This is a genomic window from Dyella amyloliquefaciens (assembly GCF_004296575.1).
GTDB classification, from domain to species: domain Bacteria; phylum Pseudomonadota; class Gammaproteobacteria; order Xanthomonadales; family Rhodanobacteraceae; genus Dyella; species Dyella amyloliquefaciens.
In genome coordinates, this window is sequence record NZ_SAYT01000009.1 from 21,421 (window position 1) to 46,218 (window position 24,798).

Sequence of the window (24,798 nt, forward strand, 5' to 3'; positions counted from 1 at the left end):
TGCGAACAGACAGGACGGGTGACGATGGCGATATTTGCCCAGTGTCGCCTTATGCCTGATTTCTCCGCTCTGCTGCGTCGAAGCGACGTGTTCGGGCACCTGGGGGACGAGGCGCTCGCCGCGCTGGCCCCTGAACTCCATTGGTTTTCGCTCCCCGGCGGCCGCACCTTGTTCCACCGGAATGACCCGGCCGATGCCTTGTACCTGGTGGTGCGGGGCAGTCTGGGCGTGTTCGACGGACCCACCGAACGGGTGCGCCTGGTGGCCGCCGGGGACAGCGTGGGCGAAGTCGGACTGATCACCGGCGAAAGTCGACAGCACACGGCCCGCGCCCTGCGCGATACCGAGTTGCTGCGGCTGGATCGCGTCGCCTTCGAGGCCCTGGTGCGCGAACATCCGCACGCCATGCTGGGGGTGGCGCGCCTGGCCATTGCGCGGCTGCAGGAACGCATGCGCGGCGACCAGCCTCCCGATGCGCCGCGCACCTTTGCGCTGCTGCCGGCGGACCCCGAGGTGCCGGCGCGTTCGCTGGCCATGCAGCTGGCGATCGAGCTTGAACAGTGGGGCAGCTGCCTGGTGATCGACGCCGAGCACGGCGCCGGACGGGGCAGCGACTGGTTCGCCGAGAAGGAATCGCAGGTGCGCTTCCTTATCTATCTGGACAGCACCGGCGACAGCCATTGGCGCCAGCGCTGCCTGCGCCAGGCGGATGTGCTGCTGTTGCCGGCCATGGCCTCGCGAGCGGCGCACCCCTGGCCCGAGGCCATGCCGCGCGACCCCGCCCTGGCCGGCCACCGCACACGCCACCTGATCCTGCTGCATGCCGGACGACAGCCCAGCCTGGGCGCCGCCCAACGCTGGCGCAGCCAGTTCAGCGGCGAGCTGCAGCACCATCATGTCGGCGGACGTACCGATATTGCCCGGCTGGCGCGCCTGGTCAGCGGCCACGCCCGCGGACTGGTGCTGGCCGGCGGCGGCGCCCGTGGCGTGGCGCACTTCGGGGCCCTGCGCGCGTTGCACGAGGCCGGTCGTACGTTCGATGCCGTCGGCGGTACCAGTATCGGCGCCATCATCGGCGCCGGGGTCGCCGCGGGCTGGGAGCTGGAGGAGATGGTGGAGGACTTCCACCGCCACTTCGTGGAAGGCCGCCCGCTGTCGGACTGGACCGTGCCGGTGGTGGCACTCACCCGCGGCCGGCGCGCGGCAAGCATGCTGCGCCACGCCTTCGGCGCACTCGCGATCGAAGACCTCAGCATGCCGTTCTTCTGCGTCTCCACCTGCCTGTCGGGCGAGGGCATGGTGGTGCATCGGCGGGGACCGCTGTGGCTGTGGCTGCGCGCGTCCAGCGCCATCCCGGGCGTCCTGCCGCCAGTGCTGAACCAGGGGCGCGTCTATGTGGACGGCGCTCTGGTCGACAATTTGCCCACCGACGTGATGGCTTGCGATGGCATTGCGCACATCACCGCCATCGACATCCGTGCGGAGATCTCGCTGCTCACCACCGCCGAGGAGTTCGCGACGCCTCCCTGGTGGCAGCTGCTGTGGCGCAATCAGGACATCCGTCGTCCCGGCCTGGTGTCCACACTGGTACGCGCCGCCATGGTCAACAGCGAAGGCCCGAGCGAGCACCGACGCGAACGCGCGGACCTGCTCATCACGCCACCGCTGGAACACATCGGCATGCTGGACTGGAAGGACTGGCAACGCGCGGTCGACGCCGGCTACGTGCACACCATGAAGATGCTGGAGAAACAGCAGCCACTGTAGGAGCGCACCCAGTGCGCGAAAAGCCAACGAAGCGCTGACGCCGTGAGCGGCATGTCGCGGAAACCTGAAACTGCAGCGATGATGCGATGCCGCGATCGCGCACTGGGTGCGCTCCTACAGGTGATAAGACGGGCGACGGGGTTACCATAGGCGCATGGATCCTCTACGCAAATACAAGGGCATCTGGCCCACCCTGCACCAGCGCGTGTACGTCGACCCGATGGCCAGCGTGATCGGCGATGTCGAACTCGCTGATGACGTGTCGATCTGGCCCGGCGCCGTGCTGCGCGGCGACGTCAACTTCATCCGTATCGGTGCGCGCACCAATGTGCAGGACGGCGCCATCGTGCATGTCACGCACGATGGTCCGTATACGCCGGGTGGCACGCCCACCATCGTCGGCGAGGGCGTCACCGTCGGCCATGCCGCCGTGCTGCACGCCTGCACCATCGAGGACTACTGCCTGATCGGCATGCACGCGGTGGTGCTTGATGGCGCAGTGGTGAAGAAACACGGCTTCGTCGGCGCGGGCAGCGTGATCCCGCCGGGCAAAGTGGTGGGCGAGGCCGAGCTGTGGCTGGGTAATCCGGCAAAGCGCGTGCGCGTGCTCACCGACAAGCAAATCGAGCAGCTGCACTACTCGGCCGACCACTACGTGCGGCTGAAGGACGAGTACCTCGCCGCGCAATGAAGCCGCGACGCGTATTGTTCCTGTGCAGTCGCCACCGGCTGCGCAGTCCTACTGCCGCGGCGGTGTTCGCGAACTGGCCCGACATCGAGGTCGATTCCGCCGGGTTGGCCGACGACGCGGAAACGCCGCTATCCGCCGACCAGCTGGTCTGGGCCGACCTCATCGTGGTGATGGAAAGCCCGCATCGCCGTCGCCTGCAGGCGCGCCACGGATCGCAGCTGCGCGGCAAGCGCATGGTCTGCCTGGATATCCCCGACCGCTACGACCATATGCAGCCCGAACTGGTCGAGCTGTTGCTTCGCAAGGTGGGACCGCTGCTGCGCTGAGCGCTTACTGCGCCGGGCCGCCCGCGGACTGCTGTGCCTGGATGACCGCGGCGCGCGCTTCGTCCTGATGGATCTGGATCTGCCGCTGCGCATCGAGCTTGCCGCCCAGTAGCGACAGGATGTAGTTGGTGCTGTCGAATTCGCGCAACAGTGACAGTTCGCGCTGCGCTTCGTCCAGGCTGTTATCGTTGATCGAACGCTCCACGTCGGCCGACGCGGCCGGGAAGGCATCGTGCAGCTGTTCCATTGCCGCCTTGTTCTGCGGGTCGAGCTGAAGCACGGAGAGATAAAACTCGTAGGCGTTGCTGCCCGCCGGCGCCACCAGGCGCTGCTCGTTCACCGCCGTCTTGGCGAGATCGAGCAGGATCGTGACGCCACTGTCGTCCTTGCCATCCGAAGCCTGGCCGCCCGCGGAGGCAATGACCGAGGTCTTGCCGCCGCCCAGCCACCAGAACACGCCGCCCGCGACGGCGAACGCCGCGACCAGGGAAGCAACCACAAGTACGCGCCGGTTCGGCGCAGAAGACACTGGACTGGACATGGCACCGCTGCAGTGGAATACCGCGCGCAGGGCCGACTGTTCCTCAATCGCCCCGGCGGAACTGTCACATTAGCGACGCCAGATGTCAGCGATGTGACTTGTCTGGACGTCCAAACGCATCGATCAGCTGAAGTGGCCGCCGATGATGCGGCCGTCCTTGTCCAGCTCGGGATAGTAGCGGCTGTTGTTGGTACGGAACTCCAGCGTGGTGACGCCGCCCGGCATCACCAGCAGCACGTCGGGATAGCGCGCGCGGAACTGATCGGGCGTCGGATGCGTCGCGATGAACGCATCGAACGCCTTCATGTCGGTGACGTAGCCGTGCACGACGACAGGCTCAGGCTGCGTCATCTCGTGGCAGCCGCCGAGCGCAAACGCCGTGGCGAGAACGGCGGTGATCAGCGAACGGTGCATGGCATCTCTCCGTGACGGGCTCGCCGCGGATTATGCGCCTGGCGCACTCAGAGGCGGAACTCGATGCGCTGGCGCACCTGGGAAACCACCGTCTTGCCGTCCTGCGCGCCCGGCGTGAACTGCCAGCGCGACACCGCAACGAGTGCCGCGCGATCGAACACGTAGCGGGGGTCGGCATCGGCGACGCTGGCGCCGGTGACCGAGCCGTCGGTCTGCACGGTGAACACCACATCGACCCAGCCTTGCCGCCGCGTGCGTCGCGCCTCGGCCGGATAAACCGGTTCGACACGCTTCGTCAGTACTGGTGCGGCATTACCGTTCGCGTCCGTCGAGACGGGACGGGCACGCACGGTCGACCGCGGCGCCGCCTCGACCGTGGTGGATTCCACCTGCAGTCGTGCAATGGCCTGCTCCGCCGGCGTGAGGGCCGTCGATGGCTTGGGGGCAGGTGGTGTCGGTGCGGGTTGCACGGCGGGTGCCGCCGGGACCGGGACCGGCGCCACGACATGGTTTGCCACCACGGCGGCCGGAGCTTCGCGCTTTGCTGGCTGCTGCGCCTGCTGAGCGATTGCATCGCGCCGTGCCTGCAACTTCGATTGCAGCAGGGTCAGTGTGTAGTTCTGCGGATCAGCCCTGGCGAGCAACTCGATCTGGCGTTGCGCTTCGGCATCGCTGCCTTCGTCGATGGTCTGTTCGGCAGCGTGCGCCGCGAACGGGAAGGTCTCGCGCAGGGCGTCCTGCGCCGCGCGATTGCCGGGCTCGCGCTTGAGCACAGCCAGGTACGACTCGAATGCGTTGTTTCCGGCCGGCGCCAGCAGACGCTGCGCAGCCAGGGCCTGGCGGGCGTGCTGCAGCAGTTCGTCGGTACCGGCGCCTTCGCGCACGATCGGCCCCGAGGCGGCCACCACGTCCTGGGCCGGTTCGTCAGTGCCAGCGCTGTACTTGAGTTTCCAGAAGATCGCCGCAGCGGCAGCGACGATGAGGACGATGACGATCAACAACCCGTGGCGGACGACGCCACGATGACGATGGTGCGACGAGGCGGGTGACATGGCGGCAGACACCGGGGGAGGGAGGCCGACGCACCAGCGCGTCGACGGGCGCGCCACTTTAGTGAGGCCATGTTGCGAAGATGTTGCCTGCCTGCGCCAGTTGTGACGCAGCGCACACGCGGTTCTGACCGCCGCGTGTGCGCAACGCTTGCTCAGTGGCCCGGCAGCAGGCTGCTGTCCGGTGAGCCATCAGGATGGGCAAACCAGGACACCCGGTTCTGGCCTCCGGGGCACCCCTTTCCATCGTCGTAGCTCGCCAGTGCGCCGGCCTTCGTGGTCAGCGATGTGCGATAGCAACCGCCCAGCGAATCCCGGAAGCGGAACGCCTGCGCGCTCTGCTGGCCGCTGTGGCTGGCTAGGGCGCCGCTGGCGTCGAACACCAGCGTGTCCGCGCTGTCGACACTGTTCTCGACATGGGAGTCGTAGAGCTTGATGCCGAACAGGCGACTCTCGCTATGCTGGCTATAGCCCTGGTGCACCGTGGATGCCGCGCTGAGGCTGCCATCGCTGGCCAGCTGCTGGTTGTAGTCGAGCGTGAAGGGGTAGCTGAAGCGCTGGCTGCGCTGCGCGGTGAGCAGGTTGCCCAGCCGGCTCTCGCTCACGCTGTCGGACCAGGTGCGCTGCCAGGTCTGCTGGCGATAGATGCTCGCGGTGATGGTGAAGGTCTGGCGATCGTCGAAGCCCACGCGTTGCGTCACCGAGCTGGTCACGCGCCCGTGCGAAGTGTTGGCATAGCCCTCGATCACGAAACGGCGATCCAGTTTCGTGGTGATGTCGCCAGCCGTGTTGCCGCTGCTGTCCGTGGCGAGCGTGCTGCCGATGGTCGGCGTCGGCGCCTGGTCTACCAGCGTGTTGCGCGTGACCTTGCCGGTGACCTGCTTGGCATGGGCATCGCGATAGACCAGCAGCGTCGCCGTGGCGGAGAAATAGCCGTTGGCACCGGCGACCTGCAGCGCCACCTCATGCGGATTGCCATCGCTGAGCTGGCCGGCGAATGGCGTGAGGTCCACGCGGTACGGCATGAAGTTCAGGGCCTGTACGCCAGGCGTGGGACGCCACAGGTAGGGATCGATGCCGCCGGTGTAGATCCACGGATACACCGGCGCCACACCGGCGGGCTGGCCGTCGATGCTGATTTCCGCCTCGCGGAAATTGCCCCCGCCGCATTCCTGCGCCTGCGCGGCATACTCATCGGGCACGCAGGTGTACCAGAACTCGTCACCGCTCTGGCTTTGGGTGAACACATCGAGATAGGCGCGCTCCATGTTGGTCGGCAGGGTGAGCGTCCTGGCCAGCTTGTCGCTTGATGAATTCAGCGAGGCCGTGCCGCCGACCGGATCAGCGCCCAGCGGATACACCGCATCAGGCACTTCTGCCGCGCGTGCGGCCGGCGTCGCCGGGTAGAACAGCAAGCGCGCACTGCCATGGATCACGCCGGTATAGGTGGCGTTGACCAGGTTGCCGATCACGGCCTGGCCCTGGCCCGCGCTGCGCAGCAAAGCCGAATAATCGGTAAGGTCGCGCTCCACATGCCATGCCGGGGACACCGCAGCCGAGGGTTCCGACGTGGTGCCGAAGAGGAGATTCACACCCGCCAGCCACAGCGTGGCGGTGCGGTCGTACTGGCGACCGGCCGTCACCGAGAAATCCGCTTCAAGCACCACCTTCGCCCACGCACCCTTGCACGACGCAGGCGGCGCATAGCCATAAGGCCTCGCGTTGAAGTCGTCAAAACTTACGTTGGTGAACAAGTTCACCACGCACGGCTGACCCGGTGGTCGCGGCACCGTTGGGTCCGCTGTCACCACATTGTTCGAGCCAATCGCCGGATCTGCGCTGGCCGGCGCGACCGCGCCGCCAAGCAAGACCAGCAACGCAGCCACCGCCAGACGATGACGGACAAATCCCCAAGGCACCATGACGTTCTCTCCCCGAGTCGTGCCCCCTGCGGCGCAGCACGCTATCACAGTGATGTGGTGGCGGTGTGTTGGTTATGGACGTCCAAAAAAAGTCTTTGCGATCGCTTTCGAAACCGTGATGGAAACGGCGACGTTTGCCACTGTGAAGAAATCGTCACTAAGAGGGCGAGCAACCTTTTGCCGTCGTTGGTGAACCTATGGAGGAAGGCTTCAAACGTAATGCACGCGCGATTGACGGTCGCCGTGCCTAAATGGCGAACGTTCTGACTGTTTCGCTTGCAAGTGAGGCAGGACCCTCCCGGGTCTTGCGTGGATCGTCGTCGTCACCGGTGGGTTGGACAGATCCGGTGGCGGTTACGAATGCGTTGGTTGACGACGGCTCCTTCCCTAGGGGGCAAGAGGATGTCACCGAACGTACTTGGGACGGCCGCGGTTTCGTTGCTGGCCTTGGCTGGAGCGATGCCCGTATCCGCCACCGCTCAGGATGCCGATGGAATCGGCACGGTGGCGTCGTATTTGCCGTATGCCAATGCACTGGGATCCAGCAGGACACCCCAGGTAACTACCGCAACCTTCGGCCCCGCCTCCCTCACCGGGACGAGCTCGTTCACCCAGGCCAACCTGGTCGCCATGGGTGTCGCCGATGGGCACATGTTCCCCAACACCGGCTTTCTCCAGGTGTCGTCCAGGACGTTCGGACGCTGGACGGTCGCCTCCGCCATCGCCGTCCCCGATGTCACGCCTGCGCCGGCCTCAGTCTCCGCACCGACCGCCTGGGATACGCCCCACTGGACGGACACGGATGATCCTCGCGTGGTGGACTTCACCCCATTCGCGGCCAGCTATCGAATCAGCGCGACCGACCGTATCGCCGTATCGCTGCAGATGAGCATGAGTACCCAGCCGTCGCGGGTTGCTCGCCTGATCACCGCGAGCGCGAACATATGGACGCTAACGCCCAAGGTTGCCTACACCAAGATCGTGCCCTCGTCCGATGCCGGCGGCTCCACCGTGGTGGCTGTAGGGAGCTTTTCCCGGTCCGATACCGACGGCTACCAGAATGTCGCCGTCGGCCGCATCGAGGCGCTGGTGATGCATCGCAATGCCAGCGGCTGGGGCTACGGCGGCGTGGCCGCACTGATCCAGCAACCGTACGTCGACTTTTCGCCGGCGGCCGGAAGCTTGCCCGGGACGAGCATGAGCGCAGGAACGGCCATGGGTGTCGGTCCGCAGCTCAGCTGGAGCAGCCGCTGGCTGGGGAGCGGCCTCGAATTGCAGGCTCGCTGGATCTACGAGTTCCGCTCCCCGAACGGGCATCCGGACCAGCCGATGCTGGTGTCGGCGACCCTGCATCTCTGAACCGGCATGCCGATCGATTAGGCCCCAGGCCGGATCAACCGTAGCGCTTGTGCAACTCCCGATAGACCGGATCGGTATCCGGGCGCTTGCCGTGCCACAACTCGAACGCATCGGCGGCCGTTTCCACCAGCATGCCGAGCCCGTCGAAGGCATAGCGGGCGCCAGCCGTACGTGCCCAGGCGAGGAAATCCGTGGCGGCCTTGCCGTAGGAAAGGTCGTAGCACAGGGCGCGATTGCCGACGATGGCGAAAGGCAGGTCGAGTGACTTGCCCAGCACGCCCGCGGACGTCGCGTTCACGATCAGGTCGAAGGCGCCGAGGTCGGCGAGGTCTTCCCAATAGCGCGTGTGGGCACGGACCGGATCGCCGATGGCGTCGGCCAGGGCATCGGCCGTTTCGGGCGTGCGATTGACGATGGTGAGCGTTTCCACGCCGGCATCGAGCAGGGCCCAGGCAGCCCCGTGAGCAGCCCCGCCCGCGCCCAGCATGAGCGCCGTATGACCGCGCAGGTCCACCTGATGGCGCTCGGTGATGTCGCGCACCATGCCGTCACCATCCGTGTTGTGTCCGGCAAGGCGGCCATCCGGCAGCAGGGTCAGCACATTGGCGCTGCCGGCGCGGCGCGCTGCCTCGCTGCTCTCGTCAGCGAGCTCGAACGCGGCGGCCTTGTGTGGCAGGGTCACATTGGCGCCACGGCCGCCCGCAGCGAAGAACTCGCGAACGGCCGCGGCGAAGTCCGCCGGTGCGGCATCGATGGTGCGGTATTCCAGGTCCAGCCCGAACTGACGGGCGAAAGCCTGGTGGATCTGCGGCGACAGCGAATGGCTGATGGGGTGGCCAAACACCGCGAACTGTCCTGCACTCATGCGAGCTCCTAGTGGCTTTGATACCCCTCCGGGTAGCCGGGCGGGCCTCCCATTTTAGCGGTACCGACTCCTTTGGGTGTCTGCGAAACGGCGTCGCGGTTGCCATCGCAGGTTTTGAGATGGGCGCCGTGCAGGCTTGGTCCATCGACACCCACGGACCGAAGCCCATGCGCCCGAATACCTCCATCACCCATCACGAACGCCTGCTTGGTGCGGCCTTGCTGTGGCTGTTGGCCGGTAGCGCGCTACTGATCACCACCCTGGTACCGGTCCGCACGGAAACGCTGGGCTGGTCGCCGGCGTTCTGGCTGGTGGGCGCGCCCTTGGTGCTGCTGCTGACGCTGGAACCGGCGCTGCCGCGCCAGTTGCTGCGCGCCATGCGCCCGCGCCGCCGTGCCGCTTCGCGACTGATCTGGAACTGAATTCACCTGGCAGTGGATCCCGCGGCGCGGAGCGCCGCGATGTGGGACGTCTTGCGATGGCCGGGATGGCGGGCACCTTCGCAGGAGCGGCGCAAAGGATGGCGCCGGCGTGACGGCAGCCCAGGGACGGGCTGCCGGAATAACCCCATGCTCATCGACGTCTTTATTGTGGGAGCGCACCCTGTGCGCGACGAATGCGAAGCGGTGACGCCTAATGTCGTGACACGGCAAGAAGGCAGCGTCGCAGTCGCGCACAGGGTGCGCTCCCACAAGGGCCGCTACGGAAGGTCCTAGTCGACGATGCCCAGCCGCTTGCGCTCCATGCGTCGCAGGAATTCCTGCATGATGCGGCCATACAGCTCTTCGCCCAGGTAGGCGTCTTCCACGCCGGCATCGATCGACGGGTTGTCGTTCACCTCGATCACCACCGGCTTGTCGCCAACCTGCTTCAGGTCCACGCCGTAGAGGCCATCGCCCACCGCCTGCGTGGCCTTGAGCGCCAGCTTCACCACTTCCACCGGCGCCTCGCGCACGGGAATGGTCTCGAAACCGCCGGATTTGGCCGTGCCCTTCGCGCCGTGGTTGTAGATCTGCCAATGGCCGCGCGACATGTAGTACTTGCAGGCGTACAGCGCTTCGTTGTTGAGCACGCCGATGCGCCAGTCGAATTCGGTGTAGACGAATTCCTGTGCCAGCAGCAGCGCGCTGTGCTGGAACAGCTCGGCGGTGGCCTTCCCCAGCGCCTGTTCGTTTTCCACCTTCACCACGCCGCGCGAGAACGAACCGTCGGGAATCTTCAGCACCAGCGGGTAGCCGAGGCGGGTGGCGACGTCCTTCAGGCCCTTGGCGTCGTCGCGATAGAGGATCTCGGTGCGGGGCACCGCGAGCTTTCGCGACACCATCAGGTCGTTGAGGAAGATCTTGTTGGTGCAGCGAAGGATCGATGCCGGATCGTCCATCACCACCATGCCTTCGCGTTCGGCGCGATGCGCGAAGCGATAGGTGTGGTTGTCGCTGGCCGTGGTCTCGCGGATGAACAGCCCGTCGTACTCGGCCAGGCGCTGGTAGTCGTTCTTGTTGATCGGATCGACCTCGATCCCCAGCTCCTTGCCCGCCGCGATGAAGGACTTCAACGCCTTCTTGTTCGACGGCGGCATCGCCTCGGCCGGATCGACCAGCATCGCGATGTCGTAGCGGAACTGCTTGCGCGCCTTGGGCTTGCGCCACAGCTTCTTGCTGAAGCGGTCGAGCTCCTCGGCGAACGCGTCTTCCTGTTGGTCCACCAGCGTGTGCAGGCCCACCGGTTTGATCGCACTCACCTGCCACACGCGGTCGCGCTCGAACTCGATGCGCAGCAGCGGGCAAGGGAACATTTCGAAAACCTGACGCGCAAGATCCTGCAGCGCGGGATACGCGGTCTGCCCGAAGTAGACCAGGATGCCGAAGTCAGTGGTGTCGCGGCCACCGGCCGGCAGGAAGTGCGTGAGCTTGGTGCTGAGATCCTCGATGTCCAGGCCGTACAGCGAGCGGCGGCGCAGGTCGTTCACCGTGCGCACCGTGGGCATCACGCGGTGTCCGCGCGCCTCCGCCAGCAGCGAGACGTAATAGCCAGTGCCCAGGTACTTGTAGCTGCGGCACAGGTTGAGGACGTGCGTGCGTTCCTCGTCCACGCCTACCGGCTCGCGCAGGTAGTCCATGGCGGTGACGACGTCGACGGAGGGGTAGTAGGAACTCCAGTCGGAAGCTTTCTCGACGACGATGACGAGACGGGTCATGACACCTCGGGCGGTTGGAAGTGTCGTCGCGTGGGGAACGAGGCGGCACGGCGCAAGGGCCGCAGTGTGGCACAGGAATGGGCGTGGCTATGAAGCCGCCCTAAATGCGCCGAAGGTCACGATTGCCGCATGCGTCTCCGAGGTCTAGAGTGCGCCGCTTGGTCCACTCTGCGCTCGATGGGATCCGCCCCTGATGACCCCCATGCCCGCGACCGCCGCCGTGCGCGTGCGCCGTGCCGAACTATCCGATCTCGATGACCTGGTGGCGCTCGAGGAAAGCAGCTTCGCCACCGACCGCCTGAGCCGCGAGCAATACCGCCGGCATCTCGACAGCGAAACCGCCCAGGTGCTGGTCGCCAGCGCCAACCACCGCCGCTTCCTCGGCACCGCCGTGGTGTTCTTCCGCAAGGGCACGAAGGTGGCGCGGCTGTATTCGATTGCCACGCATGCGGAAGCGCGTGGCAAGGGCGTGGGTTCGGCCTTGCTTGAAGCCTCCGAGCAACTGGCGAAGCGGCGGCGCTGCAAGGTGCTGCGGCTGGAAGTGCGCACCGACAACAACGACGCGATCCGACTTTACGAGCGGCTCGGCTACGTACGCATCGGCCACTATGAGCACTATTACGGCGACGGGGCGGATGCCTGGCGGTATGAGAAGAAGGTGGGGTGATGCTCGCTCACGCGTGGCATCGCTTTAAGTCCTCTACGCCATGGCGCGTTGCGGTGTAGCCGCTGCCTGGCGGCGGAGGCGGTCGCAATCCGGGCTCCGGAAACTCCAAGGTTTTTCCCACCATTCCGCCGCCAGCTCATCAGGTCGTTTTCTTTGGGTTACTTTTCTTTTGGACCAGCAAAAGAAAAGTGACTCGAGCACCGGCAGGGGATCGAAACGCCCGCTGCGTAAGCGGCAACCTGGCGCTAGCGCATCGGAGGCGACGAACGCTCTGACGCCTAACCGTACTGGGATGGCAGGTCTGCCCGCTGAGGCTAGAACCGCACCCTCTCCCCAGCCCTCTCCCGGAGGGAGAGGGAGTGACAGCTCGCGTCATGAAAGGTGTTCGCACCCCACCCGGAGTACACAGGAACGAAGGCTTGGCGAGAGCCTTCGCGCACTGGGTGCGCTCCTACAAGGGGAGTGGCTGGCGGCGAATAGCATGTGCCGCCGGTCCCCGCAAAAAAATCAGAACGGCTGCGCGATGCGCTGCTGCGTCGCCTCATCCGGCCGCGCCACCAGCGCGCCCGTACGCATCAGGCTCACCGTGTAATGCCCCTGGTCCACCAGCGGCAAATACACGCCACTGCCGAACAGCACGTCCACGTTGGGCACCCATTGCGGGTATTGCTTATGCAGGTTGAGCAGGTCGAACCCGCCGGCCTCGCCGAAATCGGTCACCGTCCGCGGCGCATGTGCCTCATCGTTGGGATCGTCATAGCGGCCGGAGACACGGTCCAACCGGTACAGCGGCGGCACACCCGACAGTAGCGCCGGCAGCTTCCACTTCAGCACCACGGCATCCACCCGCCATGCATCGCCCGCCACGGGTATCTGGCGGATGGTGCCATCCGGCCAGTGCAGGATGAGCTCCCAGCGCTGCGGCGAGAGGATGCGGGATTCGATCTCCACCACCGGCGTCTCGTCCGCCAGCAGGCGATAGCCGCGCAGGGCGAAGCCCATGCCGGTCAGCACCAGGGTGAGTGCGAACCCGATCAGCACCAGCAAGGTGCGCCCTGCGGCGGCCAGGTTCTGGTGGTCGTGCAGGCGATTGCGCAGGATGACCAGCTGCACCAGGGTGAAGAGCAGGGCGATCGCTGCCAGGATCAGCAGGATCGTCGTGGGCAGACGCAGCAGCGCGGTCCAATCCATCGTCGTGAGTTCAGACTTCCGTACCGCGCAGGGCGGCGACGAGGCCATGATAACGGCAGCCCAGGGGAGAACGTGGCGTGAATGCGCTTTTCCACGGCTGGCTCGCCACCATTTTGAGGCTTCCCTATACTCCGTCCGTTCCCTACGGAAACCCTGCGATGCGTCGACTCCACCTGCTGCTTCCGCTGTGCGCCGGGCTGGCCTTGCTGGCCGGTTGCGGCAACAAGGGACCGCTGTACACGCCCAAGCCCACGCCGGCACCTGCCGCAGCGCCCGTGGCTCCCGCCGCGAAACCGGTCGCGCTGGCGCCGGGGGCGGTACACGGGTTCGTCAGTGACATGACGGCCTTCGACACCTTCATCGCCACCCACCCGACGCCTGACCAGTTCCACGCGATGTATCCCGATGTGCTGCTGGTACTGCCTGGCACGGTCGCCACGCGCGAATTCCGCACCAACAACAGCCGCTACTTCGCCGAGCTGGACAAGGACGGCCGCATCACCGGCGGCAAGTTCATGTGATGAAGCTGCCGTTCTCCAAGATGCATGGCATCGGCAACGACTTCGTCATGGTCGATTGCCGCGCGCAGCCGTTTGCGCTCAGCGAGGCGCAGATCCGCGACATCGCCGATCGCCATACCGGCGTGGGCTTCGATCAGCTGATCAGCATCGAGCCGCCGCGCGATCCCTCGTGCGCGTTCTATTACGGCATCTGGAATGCCGACGGCTCGCCGTCGGGCCAGTGTGGCAACGGCGTCCGCTGCGTCGCGGCGTGGCTGCATCGCGCGGGCGAGCTGGCCGTGGGTGACACGGTGCGGGTGGAGAGTCCGTCCGGCCCGGTGACGGTGCGCCTCAGCGGTCCCAGCGAGGTGACCGTGGACATGGGCGTGCCGTCGTTTGATCCCGCGCTGGTTCCTTTCGCGGCGAACGCCGAGGCGGATGCCTATGCCATCGACGTCGGCGGCGAGATGCTGGAGATCGGCTCGGTCTCGATGGGCAATCCGCACGCCGTGGTGGTGGTGCCCGACCTGCACGCGCCGTCGCTGTTCCACCTCGGCCCGCTGCTCACCACGCATGAGCGCTTCACGGAAGGCGCCAACACCGGCTTCGTGCAGGCGATGGGGCGCGACTACCTGCGCCTGCGCGTGCATGAGCGCGGCAGTGGTTGGACCCAGGCCTGCGGCACCGGCGCCTGCGCCGCCATGGCGGTGTTGCGTCGCCGCGGCGAGGTGGACGAGCGCGTCCGGGTGGAATTGCCGGGCGGCACGCTGACCATCGAGTGGGCAGGGCCCGGCCACACGTTGTGGATGACCGGTCCGGCCGCCTTCGTGTTCGAAGGCGAATGGTTGGATAGTTCGCCAGCACGTTGAAAGCGGACACCCGGACATCGCACACTCGGGCCTACGACGTATCGATCCTGTCGAGGTAACCCGCATGTCCGACACCGCACTCGCCGAAACCTTGAGCGCCAGCGACGTGGCGGCCTATCTGCGCCGGCACCCGGAGTTCCTCACCGATTTTCCCGATCTCGCCGCCCAGCTCACGCTGCCGCGCGAACAGGGTTCGGTCGCCTCGCTGGCGGCCTACCAGCTGCAGAGCCTGCGCGAGAAGAACGCCGAGCTGGAGCGCCAGCTCGCCGGCCTGATCAGCATCGCGGCGGACAACGAGCGCCTGATGCAGCGCATCCACGATCTCAACGTGGCCGTGCTGCGCGCCAGCACGCCCGCGGTGGCCGCGCGCAGCGTGGTGACGCGCCTGGGCGAGGATTTCCAGACCGACCACGTGCGCCTGGTGCTGTTCGGCAACATCGGCCTGCCGCCCGCGGACTGGCTGGTCCATGTACCGGGCGGCCGCGCGTCGATGCCGGAGTTCGCCGATTTCATCGCCAATCACGAACCGATCGCCGGACGACTTTCGGCCGAGCGGCTGTATCGCCTGTTTGGCGACCGCGCGCCCGAAATCCGCTCCAGCGCGATCATGCCGCTGGGTGAATTCGGCATCCTCGCCATCGGCAGCGGCGACGTGGACCACTTCCAGCCCGGCATGGGCACGCTGTTCCTCAAGATGATCGCGGCCACCGTCTCGGCGGCGCTGCGGCGCTCGCAGGAAGGCGTGTAATCCGGGGATGAAACCGCAGGAGCAGGTCGACGCCTGGCTCGCCCGACTGGCGAACGAGCGCAAGGCGTCGGTGCATACGGTGGAAGGCTATCGGCGCGACCTGTCCAAGCTGCTGCGCTGGATGGAAACGCAAGGCGTCACCCGTTTCGACGACCTCGAACCCAACCGCATGCGCGGCTTCGTGGCCGGCGAGCATCGTGGCGGCCTGTCGCCCAAGAGCCTGCAGCGCCTGTTGTCGTCCTGCCGCAGCCTGTTCCGTCACCTGACCCGCGAAGGGTCGCTCGGCCATGACCCCGTGGCGGGCGTGCACGGGCCCAAGGTGCACCGCAAGCTGCCTGAAGTGCTCGACGTCGACGAAGCCGGCACGCTGGTGGAGGCGCAGGGCGAGGGCGCCCTGAACCTGCGCGACCGCGCCATGCTGGAGCTGTTCTATTCCTCCGGCCTGCGCCTTTCCGAACTCACCGGCCTGCGCTGGATCGACCTGGACCTGCACGCCGGCGAGGTCCGCGTGCTGGGCAAGGGCAACAAGACGCGCATCGTGCCCGTCGGGCGCCATGCCGTGACCGCCTTGAGGGCGCTGGGCGAAACCGAAGGCGTCGTGCCCGAGCAGCCGGTGTTCAAGGGACGCGGCGGTGCGCCGATCAACCCGCGCACGGTGCAGCTGCGACTGAAGAAGATCGCGCTGCTGCAGGGCATGCCCAAGCGCGTGCATCCTCACCTGCTGCGCCACACCTTCGCCAGCCACATGCTGGAATCCTCCGGCGACCTGCGCGCCGTGCAGGAACTGCTCGGCCACGCCGACATCGCCACCACCCAGATCTATACCCACCTGGATTTCCAGCACCTGGCCAAGGTGTACGACGCCGCCCATCCCCGCGCCAAGCGGAAGTAGGCCTGGCACCGCCGCTCTCCCTGTGGGAGCGCACCCTGTGCGCGACAAGCCTACGGAGCGGTGATGCCGCTCCCCATCCAGCAACCATAGCCTGTCGCGACAACCCTCTACCGAGGCCTCACCGCCGCGCCGCGGTCGCGCACAGGGTGCGCTCCCACAGGGGGCAGACCGTGTGGCCGGTTGGATTTGCCCGCCCCGACCCCACCTCTGGCAGATTCGTACTCTCCGGAGCTCCCATGGAATCCTTTCACGCCACCACCATCGTCTCGGTGCGCCGCAACGGCCGCGTCGTGATCGGCGGCGACGGCCAGGTCACCCTCGGCAACACGGTGATGAAGGCCAATGCGCGCAAGATCCGCCGCCTGGGCAAGGGCGACGTGCTGGCCGGCTTCGCCGGCGCCACGGCGGACGCGTTTACCTTGTTCGAGCTGTTCGAGCTGAAGCTGGACAAGCACGGCGGCAACCTCACCCGCGCGGCAGTGGAGCTGGCCAAGGAATGGCGTACCGACCGCCGCCTGGGCCGCCTCGAGGCCATGCTGGCGGTGGCCGACAAGGAAGCCTCGCTGCTGATCTCCGGCAACGGCGACGTGCTGGAACCCGAGCATGGCCTGATCGCCATCGGTTCGGGTGGCCCGTATGCGCAATCGGCTGCCTTGGCGCTGATGGAGAACACCGACATGGATGCACGCGCGATTGTCGAGCGCGCGCTGAAGATCGCGGGTGATATCTGCATCTACACCAACCACAACACCACGATCGAAGAGCTGTAAGCGCCTGGCGCGACGGCCTTCCCCTCCGTCGCCCCGGCGAAAGCCGGGGCCCAGCGCCTTCAAGGCAAATCCACTGGATCCCTGCGTGCGCAGGGATGACGGGCAAAAACCAAACCTTCCGGTGACCCCATGTCCGAACTCACTCCTCGCGAAATCGTCAACGAACTCGACCGCTACATCATCGGCCAGCACGACGCCAAGCGCGCCGTGGCCATCGCGCTGCGCAACCGCTGGCGCCGCATGCAGCTGGAGCCGGGCCTGCGTGACGAGGTGACACCCAAGAACATTCTGATGATCGGCCCCACCGGCGTGGGCAAGACCGAGATCGCACGCCGCCTGGCCTCGCTGGCCAACGCGCCGTTCGTGAAGGTGGAAGCCACCAAGTTCACCGAGGTGGGCTATGTCGGAAAGGACGTCGAGTCCATCGTGCGCGACCTCGCCGACGTGGCCTACAAGCTCACCCGCGAGCAGGCCATGAAGCGCGTGCGCTCGGTCGCCGAAGACCGCGCCGAGGACCGCATCCTCGACGCATTGTTGCCGCGCCGCCAGCAGCCGTCCGACTGGAGCCATGACCCGGCCCCGGCCAATGACGCCCAGAACGACACCCGCCAGAAGCTGCGCAAGCAGCTGCGCGAAGGCGCACTGGACGACCGCGAGATCGAACTCGACTTCGCCATGAATGTGGGCGTGGAGATCATGTCGCCACCGGGCATGGAGGAGATGGGCCAGCAGCTGCGTCAGATGTTCCAGAACATCGGTGGCGCCAAGACGCAGCAGCGCAAGCTGGCGATCAAGGCCGCGCGTCCGCTGCTGATCGACGAAGAAGCCGCCAAGCTGCTCAACGAGGAAGAGGTGCGCGCGCAGGCGATGCAGGCGGCCGAGCAGAACGGCATCGTCTTCATCGACGAGATCGACAAGATCGCCCAGCGCTCCGAGTGGGGCGGCGCGGGCGTGAGCCGCGAAGGCGTCCAGCGCGATCTGCTGCCGCTGGTGGAAGGCTCGACCGTGTCGACCAAGTACGGCCCGATCAAAACCGACCATATGCTGTTCATCGCCTCGGGCGCGTTCTCGCTGGCCAAGCCTTCGGACCTGATCCCCGAGTTGCAGGGTCGCCTGCCGATCCGCGTGGAGCTGTCCGCGCTGTCGGTGGAAGACTTCAAGCGCATCCTGCGCGAGCCGCACAACGCGCTGACGAAGCAATACGTCGCCCTGCTGGGCACCGAGGGCGTCACCGTGCAGTTCACCGAGAACGGCATCGACCGCCTGGCCGAGGTCGCTTTCCAGGTGAACGAACGGACCGAGAACATCGGCGCCCGCCGCCTGCACACGGTCATGGAGCGGCTGCTGGAGAAGATCTCCTACGAAGCTGCTGACAAATCCGGCGAAAATTACGTGATCGACGACGAATATGTGGATAAAAACCTGGGAACCCTGGTCAAGGACGAGGATCTCAGCCGTTACATCCTGTAAACAAGGGGTCAGGCCCCAGCTGTTAAAATTGTGCCCATGAGTAATGTGATCGAACTGAAGACCACCGGCCAGCGTGCCCAGCTGCGCGAAGCGCAGCAGAAGCACCAGCTGGTCCGGTTGTGGCGCGGCGAACTCGAACACGGCAGCTTCTGCGGTTACGTGGGCGGTGTCGGTCGCGAATTCTTCCTGCTGTGGGTGGTCGGCGACGGCATCACCTATGACGGCATGTATGTGATGCGCCACCGGGACGTCTCCGAACTGGAGGCGCCCGACAAACATGCGCCCTTCATGGAAAAGGCGCTCGCCCTCAAGCACCTGCTGCCACGTCCTCCCCGGGGTTTCCCGCTGGACGATATCCGCGGCGTGATCCAGGCCGCGGCGACGCAGGCCCCGGTGATCGGCGTGCATGTGGACAGCGAGGACGAGGCCGAGGTCTGCTACATCGGTCGCCTGGTCGGCGTCGAAGAAGACGGCTTCAACATGCAGGAGATCTCGCCGGACGCCGAATGGCTCCGCGAGCCTTCGTTCTTCTCGTGGGACGAGGTCTCCACCGTCAGCATCGAGGACGGCTACGCCACGTCGCTGCTTGCAGTGGCGGGTACGCCACCGCCGCTGGAGCAGGGCGACTCGGGCGTAGGGCACGTGCAGTAATCGAAAGCAAAAGGCCGGCTGAGAAGCCGGCCTTTTTATTTCCATCTCGATTTCGTTTCCCTGTGGGAGCGCACCCTGTGCGCGACAGCCCGGCGGAGCGAAACGCGTGGCATGGCCTGATCGCGAAAACCGGCAACCCCGGTTTGAATGCGGGTCCGCGGTCGCGCACAGGGTGCGCTCCCACATCAACGCCGCCAGGGGTTCAGCGCGTTGTCGCCGGCGCCGGTGCCGGCATCGGATCCTGCGTCGGCGCCTTCACCGCGCGCGTGGCCGGCGCCCCACCCTTCACCTGCTGCTGGAAGAAATTCTCGATCAGGTGATACACGTGCGTGCGCTGCCCCGGCAGGTTGAGGCCGTGCTTGGCGCCGGGGTAGGCCATGAACTGGAACTGCGTGCCGCGCTTTTGCAGCTCCGCCATCAGCTCGGTGGAGTTGAGGAACAGCACGTTGTCGTCCGCCATACCGTGCACCAGGTAGAGCTTGGCAGTGAGGCCATCGAGCCACGCCATCGGCGAGCTGCGCGTGTAGCCGGCATCGTTGTCCTGCGGACGGCCCAGGTAACGCTCGGTGTAGAAGGTGTCGTACAGGCGCCAGTTGGTCACCGGCGCCACGGCCACGCCCCCGGCGATCTGGTCGGACGCCTTGGCCAGCATCATGGTGGTCATGAAGCCGCCATAGCTCCAGCCGAATACACCGATGTGTTTCGCATCCACCCAGGGCTGCGACTTCAGCCACTGGATGCCCACCAGCTGGTCATCCACCTCGGCCGCACCCAGCTGCTGGTAGATCGGCGCCTCGAACACATGGCCGCGACGGGCCATGCCGCGATTGTCCAGGCTGAACACCACGAAGCCCTGCTGCGCCATGTACTGGTTGAAGTAGTCGCCCCATGTGTTGGCGACTACTTGTGCGCTGGGACCGCCGTAGTAGGTGTCAAACACCGGGTACTTCTTGCTCGGATCGAACCCGGCCGGCTTGTACACGCGGTAATACAGCGTCTGTCCGTCGGCGGCCTTAAGCGTGCCGAATTCCGGCTTGATCAGGCTGTCGCGATACGGCCAGAACGGGTGCTTCTCGTCCAGCTTGTTCTGCTCGATCCAGGTGAGCTGCGCGCCGTCGGGTTTGTGAACGCTCACCTGCGGCGGGGTGTCGACGCTGGAGAAGTTATCCACATAGAAGCTGGCGTCATGGGCGAACTCGGCCAAGTGCGTGCCCGCGCCCTGACTGATGCGCACCGGCGCCTTGGCCGTGCTGCCATCCAGCCTCAGCGCATAGACCTGACGCTCCGGCACCGCGTCCTTGTTGGAGCTGACATAGACGATGCCGCTGTGCTCGTTCACCGCCAGCAGGCCGTCGATAGGCCACTCGCCTTCGCTGACCGCGTGGCGGAGCTTGCCGTCGATGCCATACAGGTAGAGGTGGTGGTAACCCGTACGCTCGCTGCCCCACAGGAACGACTTGCCGTCCTTGAGGAAGGTGAGGTCGTCGTTGAGGTTGATCCAGTTGTCGCTGGTCTCGGTGAGCAGGGTGCGCTGCGCCAGCGTCTTCGCGTCGACCAGGCGCAGCTCGAGGCGCTGCTGGTTGCGCGGCATGCGCTGGTAGGAGACGTGCTTGCCGTCCGGCAGCCAGTTCACGCGCGTGAGGTAGATGTCGGCGTCCTTGCCCAGGTCAATCCAACGCGGCTGGCCGCCGGTCGGCGCCACCAGACCCAGCTTCACCGTCACGTTGGGCGTGCCCGCGGCCGGATAGCGCTGGTCGATCACGTCGGTGTGGTCGGCGTAGAGCTCGGTGCGCTTGGTCACCTGCACGTGAGCTTCGTCGTAGCGTTCGAACGCGATGGAGGAATCGTCCGGCGCCCACCAGTAACCGGTGCTGCGATCCATTTCTTCCTGCGCCACGAACTCGGCCTCGCCGTTGTGCACGGTGCCGCCGCCATCGTGGGTGAGCTGCTTTGCCTCACCGGTGGTGAGGTCAGTTATCCACAGGTTCTGGTCGCGCACATAGGACACGTAGCGGCCCTTCGGCGAGATCTTCGGATCGATCACGTTGTCGCCCGTGTCCAGCGACTTGGGCGCGGCATCGGGCGTGGCCAGCGAATACACGTAGAGCTTGCCGCCGATGGGAAACAACAACTGCTTGCCGTCGGGCGACCACTGGTAGCTGACGATGCCATGCAGGCCCGCGGTGCGCTCGCGCTCGCGGCGCGCTTTCTCCGCATCGGAAAGCTGCTCGCCATTGGGCTCGAGCTTCTTCGAGTCGACCAACAGGCGCGTCTTGTTGTCCTTGAGCTGGTATTCCCACAGATCCAGCTGGAACTGGTCGTCCGGCTTGGCACGCAGGAAGGTGACGCGCGTGCCGTCGGGCGAGATCTGCAGGCCACGCGGCGCGGCGCCGGCAAGGCTGCCACCGTCGAAGATGCGTTCGATCGTGAGTTTTTCGGCCATGGTCGGCAGGGCCACCATCGTGAGGGCGGCAAACAAAAGGGCGCGCATGGGAACTTCCTTGGGCGACGCGTCGTACGTAAGAACAAGCGGCGATTAGAACGCGTCGAGCCCGGGGAAGCCAGCGATTTTCGGGAAAAAGCGACGCATCAGGTTCGATGCGTCGCGGACAGCTCAGGCCTTGGCCCCCTGACCGAACAGGATCTTTCGCGCCGCCTCATCCGTGGTGAGGTCGAACTTGTCCTTGATCTGCTCGCCCAGTGCGTAGGCACGTTGGGTGGCAGGACGCGCGCGGATGGCTTCGAACCAGGTCTTCAGCTGCGGGAAATCCTCCAGCCGCATGCCCTGGTTTTCGTACCCCACGATCCACGGATACGCGGCCATGTCGGCGATGCTGTAGTCGCTGCCGGCGATGAAGGCGCGGCCTTCCAGACGCTTGTTCAACACGCCATACAAACGGCGTGTCTCGTTGATGTAGCGGTCGATTGCGTAAGGAATCTTCTCGGGCGCATAGCGGTTGAAGTGGTGGTTCTGGCCGAGCATCGGCCCGAGGCCGCCCACCTGCCAGTACAGCCATTCCAGCACCGTGTTCTTCTCGCGCACATCGGCGGGAAGGAAGCGGCCGCTCTTTTCGGCGAGGTACTGCAGGATCGCGCCGGACTCGAACACGCTGATCGGATCTCCGCCATCGGCCGGCGCGGTATCGACGATTGCCGGCATACGGTTGTTGGGGGAGATGGCCAGGAATGACGGCTGGAACTGCTCGCCCTTGCCGATGTTCACCGGACTGATGGTGTAAGGCAGACCAGACTCTTCCAGGAACAGGGTGATCTTGTGGCCGTTGGGCGTGGGCCAGTAGTGAAGCTCGATCATGGGCGGTGACCTTGGTGCGGACGATTCATTGATGTTCGGGGCGATAGGCTGGGATTCAAGCAACACCGCCCGGACCGCGACGGGTCAACGCACCGCTCCGCACCCGCGTTCCCGCACTGGCCAATCCGACAGGAGAACGACCATGCCACGTCAGTTTCACCTCGTCTTGCTTTCGCTGGGCCTCGCGCTTGCCGGCACGGCCTGGGCCCAGCAGGGCACGGCAACCACCGAACCCGCGGCCAAGCACCAACGTGCCGCCGATCCACAGCAACAGCTGGAACATCTCACCAAACAATTGCAGCTGACCTCCGATCAGCAGGCGAAGATCCTTCCCATCCTGCAGCAGCGTGACCAGCAGATGCAGGCGCTGCGCGGCGACAGCAGCCTCAGGCCTGCTGACCGTCGCGCCAAAGCGATGTCGATCGTGCAGGACAGCACTGAGCAGATGGACGCCGTGCTCAACGATCAGCAACGGGCCAAGGCGAAAGCCATGCGCGAGAAGGCCATGGAGCGGATGGAGGAGCGTCGTGGACAGCATATGCCCGCGTCATCGAGCAGCAGCGGCGCTCACCCCTGAGCCTGATCGCGGCAGCGTCGCCCAGGCAGCGACGGTGCCGCGGCACTTGCCATCACGTATCCTCTTACGCTTTCCGTAGCATCGTGATGGAGCACCTATGACTCGCGTCGTCGTGGTCGGCAGCATCAATATGGACCTGGTGACGCTGGCACCACGTTTTCCCGCACCCGGGGAAACCATCCTGGGCGAGCGCTTCCTCACCGTGCACGGTGGCAAGGGCGCGAACCAGGCCGTCGCCGCGGCACGACTGGGTGCCGAAGTCACGCTGGTGGGCGCCGTGGGCGACGATGCCTTCGGCGAGCAGCTGCGCGAAGGACTCGCGCGCGAGAACGTGCAGCTGGAGCATGTCGCACGCATCGCAGACAGCAGCAGCGGAACCGCTTCGATCACCGTCGCCGAAGGCGACAACAACATCGTGGTGGTGCCCGGCGCCAACGCCCATGTGACACCGGCGCAGATCGAAGGCGCACGGCTGGCGTTCGATCACGCTGACGTGATCCTCGTGCAGATGGAGATTCCGCCGGAGAGCGTGGAAGCCACCTTGCGGCTCGGGCAACGCGTGGGCAAGCCGGTGATCCTCAATCCCGCACCGGCACGGAAGCTGCCGGTGGAATGGCTCAAGCTCGCACGCTACCTCACGCCCAACCAGCATGAACTCGCCATCCTGCTTGGCGCGGATGCCGACGAGAATTTCCACTCGCTGATGCGCCGTTCGCCCGCGCCCGTGGTGCTTACGCGTGGAGGAGACGGTGCGTGGTTCCGCGAGGAAGGCGAGCCGGTGCATCAGGCCGGTTTCAAGGTCGATGTCGCCGATACCACCGGGGCAGGCGATACGTTCAACGCCGCGTTCGCCGTGTTTCTCCACGAGGGCTTGCCGACGGCAGCGCGCAAGGCCTGCGCGGCTGCGGCCCTGTCGGTTACCCGGCTGGGCGCGCAAGGTGGCATGCCCACGCGCGGCGAACTCGATGCGTTTCTGACCGCTCGCGCCTAAGTTTCAGGCGCTTACAGTCACGGCCCATAGATCCTCGCCGAGTTCATCGAAATCGATCTGCACCGGCAGGAATTTTTCGATTAGCGCTGCATTGGTACGCGAGTGCTCGGTGGGCGCCTGCGTGGTGAAGTTGCCACCGCCGGCCAGGGCCAGCGGCAGCAGCAACTGGTCCGCAAGATACGGTCCCACGGCCGCACCGCTTGCAAGGTAGGCACGCGCCTCTTCACTCACCCGTTCGCCGACGCGCTCAGCGGTCACACCGCGCTCGCCGAAGGCGGTGAACAACTCCGTGACCTCGCTGCACTGCACGCGCACCATCAGGGCATTGCCAGGTCCTGGAGAGCCGATGGCCTGACGGATATGGCGATGCTCATCCGCGATCGGCAGCCGGCGCCTCACGGCGTCGAGTTCGCGTTCGCCCACGCGTCCCGGCACCGAGGACATCAGTGCGGTCACAGACATACCGATGGCCTCGCCACGTTCGGGCACATGCAGGGGTACAGGCGCCTTGCTCGCCGAGATATCCATCAAGACAGCGCCGCCGCCGGCCGGATAGAAGCCGTGGCGCTCAAGGCGTAGATGCGCCTGCAGTCCCATGCGCCGCATCAGCGGGAGAAAACTGTCCACCATGAAGTCCGCACTGGGCGCCAGCGGATTGTGTGTGCCGCCTTCCAGCAGCAAGCGGGCATCGACGCGCGCCATCCACAACGCTGGCAGCACAGTCTGCACCACCAGCGTGGTGGAGCCCGCCGTGCCGATGGGCCAGTGATAGTCGCCACCACGCACGGCACCCGGCGTGAACTCCAGCGTGAGCGAACCAGGCTCGGCACCCGCGACGGTGGCGTTGCCCACGTCGCGGGCCGCCTGCACGGCCGTCAGGTGCTGGCGCATCAAACCCGGACGCGGGCGTTTCGCACGGATATGCTCCATGCGAAACGCCTCACCCGTGCACAGGCTGAGTGCGAGCGCGGTGCGCAACAACTGGCCACCGCCTTCCTTTCCGTTGATCTCCAACATCTTCCTGTCCT

General features: G+C 65.9%; 25 protein-coding genes. 15 read left to right on the forward strand and 10 right to left on the reverse strand.

What is annotated here, in order from left to right:
* The first annotated feature begins 24 nt into the window (after positions 1-24).
* The 3 genes from EPB08_RS19425 to EPB08_RS19435 all read left to right on the forward strand — a co-directional run bounded on the left by EPB08_RS19425 (position 25) and on the right by EPB08_RS19435 (position 2,784).
* Positions 25-1,767 carry a patatin-like phospholipase family protein gene (locus EPB08_RS19425; protein WP_229238426.1) on the forward strand — a complete coding sequence of 581 codons (1,743 nt, stop codon included), beginning with the start codon at positions 25-27 and terminating at the stop codon, positions 1,765-1,767.
* Between the two features lie 154 nt (positions 1,768-1,921).
* Positions 1,922-2,458, forward strand: coding sequence for a gamma carbonic anhydrase family protein (locus EPB08_RS19430; RefSeq protein WP_130620786.1), 537 nt, complete (start codon positions 1,922-1,924; stop codon positions 2,456-2,458).
* A complete protein-coding gene (locus EPB08_RS19435) occupies positions 2,455-2,784 on the forward strand; it encodes a low molecular weight protein tyrosine phosphatase family protein (protein WP_130620787.1) in 330 nt (109 codons plus the stop codon). Before EPB08_RS19430 ends, EPB08_RS19435 begins: the two co-directional genes overlap by 4 nt.
* 4 nt (positions 2,785-2,788) lie before the next feature.
* Here EPB08_RS19435 and EPB08_RS19440 read toward each other — a convergent pair whose 3' ends face one another.
* The 4 genes from EPB08_RS19440 to EPB08_RS19455 form a co-directional block, all read right to left on the reverse strand.
* On the reverse strand, positions 2,789-3,325 hold the full coding sequence (locus EPB08_RS19440; protein WP_130620788.1) for a hypothetical protein: 537 nt from the start codon (positions 3,323-3,325) through the stop codon (positions 2,789-2,791).
* A 123-nt stretch (positions 3,326-3,448) separates the two neighbouring features.
* Entirely contained in the window at positions 3,449-3,739 is a 291-nt protein-coding gene (locus tag EPB08_RS19445) for a hypothetical protein (RefSeq protein WP_130620789.1), read from the reverse strand.
* 47 nt (positions 3,740-3,786) lie between these two features.
* Positions 3,787-4,791 carry an energy transducer TonB gene (locus tag EPB08_RS19450; protein WP_130620790.1) on the reverse strand — a complete coding sequence of 335 codons (1,005 nt, stop codon included), beginning with the start codon at positions 4,789-4,791 and terminating at the stop codon, positions 3,787-3,789.
* Positions 4,792-4,943: 152 nt separating this feature from the next.
* Positions 4,944-6,710, reverse strand: a complete 1,767-nt coding sequence (locus EPB08_RS19455) for a peptide-N4-asparagine amidase (protein WP_130620791.1) — start codon at positions 6,708-6,710, stop codon at positions 4,944-4,946.
* A 402-nt stretch (positions 6,711-7,112) separates the two neighbouring features.
* On the opposite strand from EPB08_RS19455, the gene EPB08_RS19460 reads away from it, so the two are divergent.
* Complete coding sequence (locus EPB08_RS19460) at positions 7,113-8,069, forward strand: transporter family protein (protein ID WP_130620792.1); 957 nt, start codon at positions 7,113-7,115, stop codon at positions 8,067-8,069.
* Positions 8,070-8,103: 34 nt separating this feature from the next.
* On the opposite strand, the gene aroE is transcribed toward EPB08_RS19460, so the two are convergent.
* Positions 8,104-8,934: a shikimate dehydrogenase gene (aroE, locus tag EPB08_RS19465; RefSeq protein WP_130620793.1), complete on the reverse strand. Its 831-nt coding sequence runs from the start codon at positions 8,932-8,934 to the stop codon at positions 8,104-8,106.
* 167 nt (positions 8,935-9,101) lie between these two features.
* Between aroE and EPB08_RS19470 the strand changes: the two genes are divergently transcribed.
* Positions 9,102-9,356 carry a hypothetical protein gene (locus EPB08_RS19470; RefSeq protein ID WP_130620794.1) on the forward strand — a complete coding sequence of 85 codons (255 nt, stop codon included), beginning with the start codon at positions 9,102-9,104 and terminating at the stop codon, positions 9,354-9,356.
* Positions 9,357-9,646: 290 nt separating this feature from the next.
* Here EPB08_RS19470 and EPB08_RS19475 read toward each other — a convergent pair whose 3' ends face one another.
* Positions 9,647-11,131, reverse strand: coding sequence for a RimK family protein (locus EPB08_RS19475; RefSeq protein ID WP_130620795.1), 1,485 nt, complete (start codon positions 11,129-11,131; stop codon positions 9,647-9,649).
* A 193-nt stretch (positions 11,132-11,324) separates the two neighbouring features.
* On the opposite strand from EPB08_RS19475, the gene EPB08_RS19480 reads away from it, so the two are divergent.
* The gene (locus EPB08_RS19480) at positions 11,325-11,798 is read left to right on the forward strand and encodes a GNAT family N-acetyltransferase (RefSeq protein ID WP_165418551.1); all 474 of its coding nucleotides are present in this window, start codon (positions 11,325-11,327) and stop codon (positions 11,796-11,798) included.
* Between the two features lie 507 nt (positions 11,799-12,305).
* Here EPB08_RS19480 and EPB08_RS19485 read toward each other — a convergent pair.
* The gene (locus tag EPB08_RS19485) at positions 12,306-12,989 is read right to left on the reverse strand and encodes a hypothetical protein (protein ID WP_130620796.1); all 684 of its coding nucleotides are present in this window, start codon (positions 12,987-12,989) and stop codon (positions 12,306-12,308) included.
* 158 nt (positions 12,990-13,147) lie between these two features.
* Here EPB08_RS19485 and lptM point away from each other — a divergent pair, with 158 nt between their 5' ends.
* From lptM to EPB08_RS19520, 7 genes are all read left to right on the forward strand, one after another.
* Positions 13,148-13,510 (forward strand): LPS translocon maturation chaperone LptM, encoded by a 363-nt coding sequence (gene lptM / locus EPB08_RS21315; protein WP_229238427.1) that lies wholly within the window; start codon positions 13,148-13,150, stop codon positions 13,508-13,510.
* On the forward strand, positions 13,510-14,358 hold the full coding sequence (dapF, locus tag EPB08_RS19495; protein ID WP_130620797.1) for a diaminopimelate epimerase: 849 nt from the start codon (positions 13,510-13,512) through the stop codon (positions 14,356-14,358). The genes lptM and dapF overlap by 1 nt, the downstream gene beginning before the upstream one ends.
* Before the next feature lie 64 nt (positions 14,359-14,422).
* Complete coding sequence (locus EPB08_RS19500) at positions 14,423-15,106, forward strand: DUF484 family protein (protein ID WP_130620798.1); 684 nt, start codon at positions 14,423-14,425, stop codon at positions 15,104-15,106.
* Between the two features lie 7 nt (positions 15,107-15,113).
* Positions 15,114-15,998, forward strand: coding sequence for a tyrosine recombinase XerC (xerC, locus tag EPB08_RS19505; RefSeq protein WP_130620799.1), 885 nt, complete (start codon positions 15,114-15,116; stop codon positions 15,996-15,998).
* 236 nt (positions 15,999-16,234) lie between these two features.
* On the forward strand, positions 16,235-16,768 hold the full coding sequence (hslV, locus tag EPB08_RS19510) for an ATP-dependent protease subunit HslV (protein ID WP_130620800.1): 534 nt from the start codon (positions 16,235-16,237) through the stop codon (positions 16,766-16,768).
* 129 nt (positions 16,769-16,897) lie between these two features.
* The gene (hslU, locus tag EPB08_RS19515) at positions 16,898-18,238 is read left to right on the forward strand and encodes an ATP-dependent protease ATPase subunit HslU (RefSeq protein WP_130620801.1); all 1,341 of its coding nucleotides are present in this window, start codon (positions 16,898-16,900) and stop codon (positions 18,236-18,238) included.
* A gap of 36 nt (positions 18,239-18,274) precedes the next feature.
* Positions 18,275-18,889, forward strand: a complete 615-nt coding sequence (locus tag EPB08_RS19520; protein ID WP_130620802.1) for a hypothetical protein — start codon at positions 18,275-18,277, stop codon at positions 18,887-18,889.
* A 202-nt stretch (positions 18,890-19,091) separates the two neighbouring features.
* On the opposite strand, the gene EPB08_RS19525 is transcribed toward EPB08_RS19520, so the two are convergent.
* Positions 19,092-21,380, reverse strand: coding sequence for a S9 family peptidase (locus EPB08_RS19525; protein ID WP_130620803.1), 2,289 nt, complete (start codon positions 21,378-21,380; stop codon positions 19,092-19,094).
* 123 nt (positions 21,381-21,503) lie between these two features.
* Positions 21,504-22,202, reverse strand: a complete 699-nt coding sequence (locus EPB08_RS19530; RefSeq protein WP_130620804.1) for a glutathione binding-like protein — start codon at positions 22,200-22,202, stop codon at positions 21,504-21,506.
* 142 nt (positions 22,203-22,344) lie between these two features.
* Here EPB08_RS19530 and EPB08_RS19535 point away from each other — a divergent pair, with 142 nt between their 5' ends.
* Both EPB08_RS19535 and rbsK read left to right on the forward strand, forming a co-directional pair.
* Complete coding sequence (locus EPB08_RS19535) at positions 22,345-22,779, forward strand: hypothetical protein (protein ID WP_130620805.1); 435 nt, start codon at positions 22,345-22,347, stop codon at positions 22,777-22,779.
* 97 nt (positions 22,780-22,876) lie between these two features.
* On the forward strand, positions 22,877-23,770 hold the full coding sequence (gene rbsK, locus EPB08_RS19540; RefSeq protein WP_130620806.1) for a ribokinase: 894 nt from the start codon (positions 22,877-22,879) through the stop codon (positions 23,768-23,770).
* A 3-nt stretch (positions 23,771-23,773) separates the two neighbouring features.
* Here rbsK and rtcA read toward each other — a convergent pair whose 3' ends face one another.
* Complete coding sequence (gene rtcA / locus EPB08_RS19545; protein ID WP_130620807.1) at positions 23,774-24,787, reverse strand: RNA 3'-terminal phosphate cyclase; 1,014 nt, start codon at positions 24,785-24,787, stop codon at positions 23,774-23,776.
* Positions 24,788-24,798: the final 11 nt, after the last annotated feature.